We start from the raw sequence: 9,455 nt of genomic DNA, 5'->3' as shown, positions 1-9,455 counted from the left end.
ACTAGGGAGGCTCGAGCCATATGGCGGGTGGATGTAATTAACAATACCTCGGAAACTTCAGGAGAACTTTGCAGCCAACACTCGGACTCGATCGCATTCTCCAAGGTAGAGAGTGCGCCATCGGCGAGAATAATCTGGCCATTAGCCAAGGCTGACCTCTGTCTAATCGTCAAGTTAAACTGATCAGAAAATCTCGCTTGATGAATACCAGATTTCGGGTTGGCACCACTCACGAGTAAGCGATCAATGGCACCATCTTCAATCAATTGAAGACCGACTTCTATCCGGTCAAACTGCCCAGAGAACACGATCGCCGTGCGTGGATAAGAATTTGGATCAGCCGTCGCCTGCGAGCGTTCTTTAAAATCAAGACCTTGTGAAATTGTGAGCGCGACCACGAGGGCAAGTGCTATCAGCATTGGCAAGAGATATCGGATGAACATCAGCTGACGCTTTTGGGTTGAGGCGCGCTAGCTCGCATCGGTTTCGTAACTAACGGCATCACCAGGGAAGCCTTAGATTGGCACGATAAGAAACATCCTTCCCAAAAAGTTCAAGATTTCCAGATGGCTGTTGGGGTTCTGCCCCCCATCTCAGGGGCGAAACCGAGCAGGTGACACACGACAACGGCCAGATTTTTCCGATTTCTGTGACCCGGAGTTCAGCCGCTGGGCAAGTCTGGACAGACTGATCAAGTTGCACTGAAACATTCGCAAGTTTTAAGTATGCCATCAATCGACCCATCTTTGCATTTTCGCTGAAAGCCTTGCCTCATTCCCGAGCTGTACCGGCGTTGGCATCGAACGCACGCTGGCTCCACTGATGGATAAACTCGCTGATTGAGTCGAGGTCTTCGGCAGGCGCAGCAGCCTCAAGCCGCAGGGCCTCGATCGCATTCCGAGCCTTGGTCAGCGTCATCCAATCTGTTTCCGGCGCTTCGCCAGAAGACCATTTCTCGCGAAGATACGCATTAAAGCGCGACGTTTCCTCAGTGTTCAGAAGCGCTGGGCTGTGAAACGCCACCAGCCGTCGACCAAGCTGTCGCAAACGGGGATCTGCAAGGCTGGCGGTTATTTCCTGGCGCCGCGGCCAAGGGGCATGCTGAAACTCTTGAAGGAGCAGTTTGTCGGCGTGAGAATAGAACTGTCCGTAGATCTGGCGTTCCACCGGTTTCGGAGGGGCGTCAGGATCCTCGACAAACCGTGCCGCCATCGCAGCACCTACGCGCCTGCGAAACTCCGGTGCCCCTGCGATGATAGACGCGCGGTGCAGGTGGTCCGCGCTGGGCTGTCGCAGCTCCAAGAGCGTCGGCGCCTTGTTGGTGGACACGCCCCGGATGATCTTGGGCGTGGCATCGACGGCAGCAAACAGCGCGTCGTCAGGGGCCTCCAGCAGATCAGCAGGATTGGCAGCGTCGAGATCGAAGAAAGCCGCCTGCGCGCTGTTGCCCAGAGAATATCCGCAGAAGCAGCCCACGAACGATCGCGGCTCGCCACCGCCGAAGCGCGTCACCAGTTCATAGGGCCGGAAGCTTTCCAGCTTGGCCTCGACGCGCGCCTTGTGCGCATTGTCGAGCATCTCTGACCAGAGCGCAGGGTTCCGGGTCGAAATCAGGCGCGCGAGGTGGATTGTGGCTTCGACGTCACCAAGTGCGTCATGGGCATTATGCGCGTTGAAGCCGTTCGTCGGCGCCAATCGGTCCAATTTGAAACTCAGCCTGCCGGTCGCATCCGTGCACCAGGCCAGGAGCTCGGGGGCACGGACATAGGCGGCATAGATCGCGGGCAGGATGTCGAAGCGCGTGTTGCCGTTGAATTGGGTGGCATAAACGTTGGGCGAAAGGTTCTGATAGAAGGTCTGGCGCAGCACCTCCTCATCGAACTTCATCGTGTTGTAGCCAACCCAGATTGCGGGCGCCCAACGCTCAGTCAATGCCCCGACCTGCTGTGAGAATTCGAAAAGCGACGGCAAACTTGGATCGGTCAAGTGCTCCGGCGTGACCCGGGTGACGACCAGCGCCTGCGGCGACGGCAGGATGTGCGGCGCGAGCCGGCAACGGATGTTGACGCGCTCTTTTTCCACGAAATTCCCGTCGGTCCAGATCGCCGCAAACTGCAGCGGCTGGTCGAACTCCGGCGAAATACCAGTGGTCTCAAGATCGTAGAAAACAAAGTTCATTGGTTCAGCCTAACGATTGCCGGGCAACACGTCATCCCGGAAACACCCCACGGGGACATGGGACATCTGCCCACTGGGAAGCCAGATGTCATCTCCGCTCACTGCACCCTCACGGGCCGCAGCATCTCGTCGGTATCGAGGATCAGCGCGCTGCGCCAGAGCGGAGTCTTGAATACGTGGCTAACACGCTTGCCTGCATCGTCCTCCTGGCTTTCCATCAGTAACCCGGACCATTCCAGCGGACGCAGCACACAACAAGAGAACGCGGCCATTTCGCGCCATCCCGCAGTATGCCAGTCCTTTGCCTCCCCGTAGAAAGCTTCGAACAATCCTGCTTCCGTCGCACCATGGTCAGCCTCGACGTTGATGACGTTCATCCAGACGTCCCATTTTCCAAAGGGGGCTTCGTCAAAACGCGCGTAAGATGCGTGATCGACCCGCAGCACGAAGTAGGGGATCAGCTCTGCAAACAGGCGCCCGGGACACTGGGCCAATTCAGCACCTTTCTTGGTCAGCCGGAACTCGCCTTTTAAGTGCCGTGCCAGGCGCAGGGAGATCAGCAGGAAGTGCAGAACTTCGAGGGGCGGGAACTCGAATTCATTTATGACTTTGTTATAGCGAAACATCTCTTCGGCGCTCTTGCCCGGCCAGTCAAAATGCTCGACGGCCCAATGGACGAACACGCGCTTGAAAGATTTGGTCTTTGTCAGCCCGATTGATCCGTGCTCCTGCGCGTATTTGAGCGTCAGGATCGCGCCTCGCAGCAAGGGCGAGTACGAAAGGTCCGGGTGGTCATCGGGCAGTGCTCGGAATTCGATCATGGCGCGATGCTGCCACAGGCCGCGCGTCATTTCCATGCAGCCCGCGCACGTTGCCGGTGACAAGGAGTTTGGATCATCTTGGGCGCAGACCGGAGAGCCGACCTGTCCAGCCGGGCGATGACCGGCGGGACCGAAACGGTCAGGTTCGCTCTACGTGGACTGATAGGGGAGCCTACCTTGATGTCTGCTGGCTGACGTCAACGGCGATTGGCGGCAAAAAAAGCGCCCATTCCGTTGTCAACGCACTTTGCTGCCTCTACGCTGTCGTCAAATCATGTTGACGACAGAATCGGCGAAGTGATGGCCATCAAACCCTACGACCTGACAGACGCCGTAAGCTACCATCACGGGGCGTTCCCCCCTGCGAGCCTCGATTACGAGGTTCTGCTCGGCCCACTGGAGGAAGCAGCTGCGTCGCTCGCACGATACGATGCCAAGATGTCGGGCATGGTGAACAGCGAGCTGTTCCTTGCGCCCTTGCGCCGCCAGGATGCCGTAACATCTTCGCGTATGGAAGGAACGATCTCGACCATCGAGGAGTTGTACCGTCTTGAAGCAGAAGAAGACGCTGGCTCCGCAGACCCTTATCGCGAAGCGCGCAACGACGATGTGGAGACGCTTCTTTATTCTCGCGCGCTGAGGAATGCCCAGCAGGCGCTCGCCGAGGGTGCGCCGCTTGGCGAACACCTGATCCGGACAGCGCACCAGCAGTTGCTGTCCTTTGGTCGTGGCGCCCGAAAGCGGCCGGGCAGCTACAAGGTCGAGCAGAACTACATCGGGGACGAGCGCCGCGGGAAGATCCAATACGTTCCCATTTCGCCAGAGCATCTGGGCCCGGCAATGGGCACGCTTGTGCGCTACATCAACGAAAGCACGATGCGGCCACTGATCCGGACAGCGATCGCACATGTCGAGTTCGAGGCCCTACACCCATTCGAAGACGGCAACGGCCGGATCGGCCGCATGCTCATCACTCTGATGCTGTGGAAGCTTGGCGTCCTGCATCAGCCGAACTTCTTCGTTTCTGGGTATTTCGAGGCCAACAAGGACGCTTACATCGAACGGATGCGCGCGGTTTCAGCGAACGGAGACTGGACCGGCTGGGTCGCCTTCTTTCTTGAGGCCATGCATGCCCAGGCAACAGTCAACATCCAGACGGCGGACGCAATCTTCCGCCTGCATGGAGAGATGAGGGAGCGCTTCCGCGAGGTCCTCAACTCGCAGTTTCATGATCAGGCGCTGGACTTCGTCTTCGCAAGCCCAGTGTTTCGCAATGATCGCTTCGTGGACAGGTCGGGCATTCCGCCAACCTCTGCACGCGCGCTGTCCCGTCGGCTGGTTGATGCCGGTCTACTGCGAACCCTGCAGCCTGCAGCTGGACGCAGGGCAGCGCTCTATGCCTTTGACCCATTGTTGGACCTGTTGAAGGTCTGAGCGAGCATGTTGAAGGTGATCGCCCTCATCGCAACCCTTCTGACCGCAGTTCCGGCCGCGGCGAATGATCTGATTGGCGTCGCCAGCGTGATCGATGGCGACACGCTCGAGATCCGTGGCGTTCGGATACGCCTGCATGGGATCGATGCTCCTGAAAGCGGTCAGGTCTGCAACCGCCCCTCCGGCGCCGCATGGCGCTGCGGTCAGCAAGCGGCGCTGGTGCTCTCCGATCGGATTGGTCGAGGCACGGTCGCCTGCTCTGTCCGCGACATCGACCGGTACGACCGCGCTGTCGCAGTATGCATACACAGCGATGAAGATCTGAACCGGTGGATGGTGAGCGAAGGCTGGGCTGTCGCTTACCGTCGCTACTCGCGGGACTACATCGCTGACGAAGACCAGGCACGCCGCGCTGGGCGCAACATCTGGGCCGGAACCTTCGTGATGCCTTGGGATTGGCGGCGAGGTCAGCGGATCCCATGAAGCCACCAACCGAGAGCACGTCGGAGATCCTTGCCGGCCTGGTGGAGCGGGTAACGTTCCACAGCCAGGAAAGCGGCTTCTGCGTGCTTCGGGTGAAGGCACGGGGCCACCGGGATTTGGTGACGACCGTTGGGCACGCTGCGATGATTTCTGCGGGCGAGTGGATCACAGCCTCTGGGGTCTGGCTGAATGACCGTAACCACGGTCTGCAGTTCAAAGCGCATTTTCTGAAGACCTCTGCTCCGTCGACAGTTGATGGGATCGAGAAATACCTCGGCTCGGGGATGATCCGCGGGATCGGGCCGGTCTATGCCAAGCGTCTGGTGAAGGCGTTCGGGAAAGACGTCTTTGACATCATCGAGGCCGCGCCCGAGCGGCTGCGCGAAGTCACAGGCATTGGCCCGATGCGCGCGGCCAAGATCATTGCCGGGTGGGCGGATCAGAAGGTGATCCGCGAGATCATGGTCTTCCTGCACCAGCACGGCGTGGGCACAGCACGTGCAGTACGGATCTTCAAGACTTACGGCACGGACGCCGTGCAGGTGATGAGCGAGAACCCCTACCGTCTGGCCAAGGACATCCGAGGGATCGGGTTCCGCACTGCCGACCTGATCGCCGAAAAGCTGGGCATCGAGAAGACAGCGATGATCCGTGTGCGGGCGGGGATTTCGTTCGCGTTGAGTGAAGCTATGGGGGATGGGCATTGCGGGCTGCCCCGGGCAGATCTGATCGGTTTGGCGGGCAAGCTACTGGAAGTGGTCCAACCCCTGATCGAGAGCGCGCTGCTGGAGGAACTCGCTGAGGAAACCGTCACAGCGGACCGGGTGGGCGATGCAGACTGCATCTTCCTGACCGGGCTCTATCTTGCGGAGCGTGGCATCGCCGAACAGATCAAACGAATTCGCGCCGGCGCCCTGCCCTGGCCAGATATCGACGCGAGTAAGGCGCTGCCCTGGATTGAGGGGAAGACCGGTCTCACTCTGGCTGCCAGCCAGGCTGAGGCGATCCGCACAGCCCTACGCTCAAAGGCCATGGTGATCACCGGCGGTCCTGGGGTTGGCAAGACCACGATTGTGAATTCGATCCTCCGCATCCTGGCTGCGAAAGGCGTGAAGCTTCTTCTTTGCGCGCCCACGGGCCGCGCGGCCAAGCGCATGACTGAGGCCACCGGCATGGAGGCCAAGACCATCCACCGGCTGTTGGAGTTCGATCCCAAAGCCTTCGGCTTCAAACGCAACGATGAAAACCCCCTCGACTGCGATCTGCTGGTCATCGACGAGAGCTCGATGGTCGATGTGCTGTTGATGCAGTCGCTGATGAAGGCGGTACCAAGTGGCGCGGCACTCCTGATCGTCGGCGACATCGACCAGCTGCCCTCGGTGGGCCCCGGCCAGGTGCTGGCCGATATCATCGGCTCTGGCGCTGTTCCAGTAATGCGGTTGACGGAGGTGTTCAGACAAGCCGCGCAAAGCAAGATCATCACCACTGCGCATGCGATCAATGCCGGGCATCTGCCCGATCTTGGCAAGCCTGAGGGCGATGCCGATTTCTACTTCGTGTCGGCTGCAGATCCAGAACAAGCCGTGAAGCGCATCGTCGAGCTTGTCGCCAAGCGCATCCCCCAACGTTTCGGCTTCGATCCGATCAAGGACATCCAGGTCCTCTGCCCGATGAATCGCGGAGGCGTCGGGGCGCGCTCGCTCAATATCGAGTTGCAGGCCGTACTGAACCCAGCCGGGGAGAAGAAGGTCGAGCGCTTCGGCTGGACCTTCGCCCCCGGCGACAAGGTCATGCAGATCGAGAATGATTACGACAAGGACGTCTACAACGGCGACATCGGCATGATCGAAGATGTCGACATCGACGAGGCTGAGTTGGCGGTGAATTTCGACGGAAGAAGCGTGAGCTTCCCCTTTGGCGAACTCGACACCCTGGTGCCGGCTTATGCCGCCACCATTCACAAGAGCCAGGGGTCGGAATACCCTGCGGTAGTCATCCCGGTCATGACCCAGCACTACGCCATGTTGCAGCGCAACCTGATCTATACCGGGGTCACGCGGGGCAAGAAGCTCGTGGTGCTGGTCGGCCAGAAGAAGGCCGTGGCGATCGCGGTGAAGAACGTTTCAGGCCGCAGGCGCTGGTCAAAGCTCGATGAGTGGCTGATATCTGAACCGAAGATCTTTACCTGATTAGCGCAGCTTACTTGTTGGGCATGGTACGCCGAAGAAAATGAGCGGTACCGCAAGAGTGACCATGCACGTCAGGAGGAATTGGCAGGTAACGTGGCGACCGCAAAGAAAGCACCGAGGCTTTTGTGCCAAAGGAGCACGCATGTGATTGGCTGTGAGACGAGGAAAGAGACGAGACCGGCCGTGCGTTCTGCGAGGCTCAAGCTGACAGCCAGAAGGAGAGACGGATGACGCCCCGACCCAGAACGATGACGCTGGAGATCGATGAGAAACTGCGCGAGTTCCTGACGTTGATGGTGAGCGAAGCAGGTCCCTGTCAATCCGTCAGCGCCTATCTGGAAGAGCTGATCCGGCGCGACATGGCGGGCCAGAAGGTCGCGGGTTTTACGCAGCTGCCGGCAGAACTTGCCGCTGGGTTCAGCGCGCCGGAATCCACCTATCATCCGTCCTCTGCAGCGGAGGTGATCGCGCGTAACCGCCTTTGACGGTTCAGCCTCTTCTCGTGATCCGGATGCCATCTGGTTCAAGGGTCATCGAACCGCAAGATCCCGCTGCGGGGCAGTCGTGCGGAGAATGTCGGCTCTAATCTCCGCACAACCTGCAGCGCACGATCATGATGACATGGTCGGATGCGGGTCTGTTCAGATTGCTTGAATCTGCCCTATGTGTTACAAAACCTAGGACAGAATGAACTTGTGTCCGAGGTTTTGTAACTATGCTTGTGACGGATCAGGGCCAGCGTGCCCGCATGATCGACTACATGGAAGTTCATGCGCCAGCCCGTTCAAGGGATTTGGCGTCCATCGGCGTGAACAGAACCACCATCGCGAGGGCTGTGACAGATGGCGTGGTGGTGCGGATCGGGCGGGGACTGTATCAGCTGCCCGACAGCGAACCCGACCTCAATGCTGGGCTCATCGAGATCGCCAAACTCGCACCCAAGGCCGTCATCTGCCTGACGTCGGCACTGTCCTTTCATCAACTGACCGACCAACTTCCACGCCGAGTATGGATCGCCATCGGCGCAAAGGACTGGGCACCGAAGATCGAATATCCTCGCATCCGCATCGTGCGCTTCCGTGAGCCCTACCTGACCAATGGCACCGAGGTCCATCGCATCGGGGACGCGGAGGTTCGGGTCTATTCCATCGCCAAGACGATTGCAGACGCATTCCGGAACCCGAAGCTGGTGGACCGATCCGTCACCATCGAGGCGATGAAGGCGGCGCTGGGCGCGAAGAAGGCGACGGCCGGTCAGCTCGCGACAGCCGCGCGCGAGAACGGAGCGTGGAACCAGATGCGTCCCTATCTGGAGGCCCTGACGTCAAATGGCTAAGCAACCCAAGGACATCGCGGCCTCCGTGCGTCAGCGTCTGCTGAACCTTGCCCGTGCCGAAGGGCAGCTGTTCGACGTTGTCCTGGTGGCCTTCGGTCTCGAACGACTGGTGTACCGGCTGTCGGTCTCCGAATATCGCGACCGCTTCGTCCTGAAGGGTGGCATGCTCGTCACATTGTGGACGACTGATACCGGCCGCTTTACCCGGGACATCGACTTCCTGGCGTTCGGGTCGGACGAGGAGGCTGAACTGAAGACTGCCTTCTCCCATATACTCGCCATAGATGGCGATGACGGGCTGGTCTATGACATTGAAAGCCTGACGGCCGTCGCCATTCGCGAGGACCAGATCTATGGCGGGATGCGGCTACGGACTGAAGCCCGCTTGGGCAACACGCGCATACCGATCACCGTGGACCTCGGCTTTGGTGATGCCTTGGCGGATCCGCAATTCGAGATCGAGTACGGATCCCTGCTCGACTTCCCTGCTGCATCGATCCGCGCCTACTCACCGGCAACCGTCATCGCTGAGAAGTTCCAGGCCGTAGTGGCGCTGGGCTTGGCGAACAGCCGGATGAAAGACCTGTATGATCTGTGGACGCTGCCGAAATCCATCGACATCGACATGGGCGACCTCGCGGCTGCGATCCGAGGAACTTTCGCTCGACGCGGTACGATTGTTCCAGCCTCCTGCCCAGTCGGCCTGTCCGAGGAGTTCTCGATCGATCCGGCGAAGATGACGCAGTGGCAGGCCTACTCGGAGGGCACGCTTCTCGAAGGACAGCCGCTCTCCGAGGTTACCGCTCAGATCTGGGCTTGGCTTGAATCGGCATGCAGAGCAGCTGCGTGAAGGTTGAAGACCACAGCGATCATTTTTGGCTTCGCATGGGCGGCTCGCAAAACGTTGACCAGGTGTTGACCAGAATTCCAAAAGCAAAAACCCGACGGTTTACGTCGGGTTCTAAGTATTTGTTTTATTTCAGGATTTTGGTTGCGGGAGTAGGATTTGAACCT

At 59.3% G+C, this 9,455-nt stretch carries 9 protein-coding genes; 6 read left to right on the top strand and 3 right to left on the bottom strand.

From position 1 onward, the window contains the following. The 3 genes from C5F46_RS15005 to C5F46_RS14995 all read right to left on the bottom strand — a co-directional run. The coding region (locus C5F46_RS15005) for an ElyC/SanA/YdcF family protein (RefSeq protein WP_181317770.1) at nt 1-443 on the bottom strand (443 nt) is incomplete at its 3' end. A 328-nt stretch (nt 444-771) separates the two neighbouring features. Further along, nucleotides 772-2,178: an exonuclease domain-containing protein gene (locus C5F46_RS15000; protein WP_107326136.1), complete on the bottom strand. Its 1,407-nt coding sequence runs from the start codon at nt 2,176-2,178 to the stop codon at nt 772-774. Nucleotides 2,179-2,276: 98 nt separating this feature from the next. Continuing rightward, nucleotides 2,277-3,035: a hypothetical protein gene (locus tag C5F46_RS14995; RefSeq protein ID WP_107326135.1), complete on the bottom strand. Its 759-nt coding sequence runs from the start codon at nt 3,033-3,035 to the stop codon at nt 2,277-2,279. A gap of 264 nt (nt 3,036-3,299) precedes the next feature. On the opposite strand from C5F46_RS14995, the gene C5F46_RS14990 reads away from it, so the two are divergent. The 6 genes from C5F46_RS14990 (at nt 3,300) to C5F46_RS14965 (ending at nt 9,291) form a co-directional block, all read left to right on the top strand. Continuing rightward, nucleotides 3,300-4,433 carry a Fic family protein gene (locus C5F46_RS14990; protein WP_107326134.1) on the top strand — a complete coding sequence of 378 codons (1,134 nt, stop codon included), beginning with the start codon at nt 3,300-3,302 and terminating at the stop codon, nt 4,431-4,433. Between the two features lie 6 nt (nt 4,434-4,439). Next, a complete protein-coding gene (locus C5F46_RS14985) occupies nt 4,440-4,916 on the top strand; it encodes a thermonuclease family protein (protein ID WP_107326133.1) in 477 nt (158 codons plus the stop codon). Further along, nucleotides 4,913-7,105: an SF1B family DNA helicase RecD2 gene (gene recD2 / locus C5F46_RS14980; protein ID WP_107326132.1), complete on the top strand. Its 2,193-nt coding sequence runs from the start codon at nt 4,913-4,915 to the stop codon at nt 7,103-7,105. The genes C5F46_RS14985 and recD2 overlap by 4 nt, the downstream gene beginning before the upstream one ends. A gap of 227 nt (nt 7,106-7,332) precedes the next feature. Further along, a complete protein-coding gene (locus tag C5F46_RS14975; RefSeq protein WP_107326131.1) occupies nt 7,333-7,590 on the top strand; it encodes an addiction module antitoxin in 258 nt (85 codons plus the stop codon). Nucleotides 7,591-7,853: 263 nt separating this feature from the next. After that, nucleotides 7,854-8,441, top strand: a complete 588-nt coding sequence (locus tag C5F46_RS14970) for a type IV toxin-antitoxin system AbiEi family antitoxin domain-containing protein (RefSeq protein WP_107326137.1) — start codon at nt 7,854-7,856, stop codon at nt 8,439-8,441. Continuing rightward, entirely contained in the window at nt 8,434-9,291 is an 858-nt protein-coding gene (locus C5F46_RS14965) for a nucleotidyl transferase AbiEii/AbiGii toxin family protein (protein WP_107326130.1), read from the top strand. The genes C5F46_RS14970 and C5F46_RS14965 overlap by 8 nt, the downstream gene beginning before the upstream one ends. The last annotated feature ends 164 nt before the right edge of the window (nt 9,292-9,455 follow it).

The organism is Phaeovulum veldkampii DSM 11550 (genome assembly GCF_003034995.1).
GTDB classification, from domain to species: domain Bacteria; phylum Pseudomonadota; class Alphaproteobacteria; order Rhodobacterales; family Rhodobacteraceae; genus Phaeovulum; species Phaeovulum veldkampii.
The sequence above is the reverse complement of the archived record's forward strand: the minus strand, read 5'-3'. Positions and strand labels throughout refer to the sequence as shown.

Coding starts and splice junctions, on each gene's coding strand:
- C5F46_RS14985 (WP_107326133.1), top strand. CDS start 4,440: ATGTTGAAGGTGATCGCCCTCATCGCAACCCTTCTGACCGCAGTTCCG.
- C5F46_RS14965 (WP_107326130.1), top strand. CDS start 8,434: ATGGCTAAGCAACCCAAGGACATCGCGGCCTCCGTGCGTCAGCGTCTG.
- C5F46_RS14995 (WP_107326135.1), bottom strand. CDS start 3,035: ATGGAAATGACGCGCGGCCTGTGGCAGCATCGCGCCATGATCGAATTC.
- C5F46_RS14990 (WP_107326134.1), top strand. CDS start 3,300: ATGGCCATCAAACCCTACGACCTGACAGACGCCGTAAGCTACCATCAC.
- recD2 (WP_107326132.1), top strand. CDS start 4,913: ATGAAGCCACCAACCGAGAGCACGTCGGAGATCCTTGCCGGCCTGGTG.
- C5F46_RS14970 (WP_107326137.1), top strand. CDS start 7,854: ATGATCGACTACATGGAAGTTCATGCGCCAGCCCGTTCAAGGGATTTG.
- C5F46_RS14975 (WP_107326131.1), top strand. CDS start 7,333: ATGACGCCCCGACCCAGAACGATGACGCTGGAGATCGATGAGAAACTG.
- C5F46_RS15000 (WP_107326136.1), bottom strand. CDS start 2,178: ATGAACTTTGTTTTCTACGATCTTGAGACCACTGGTATTTCGCCGGAG.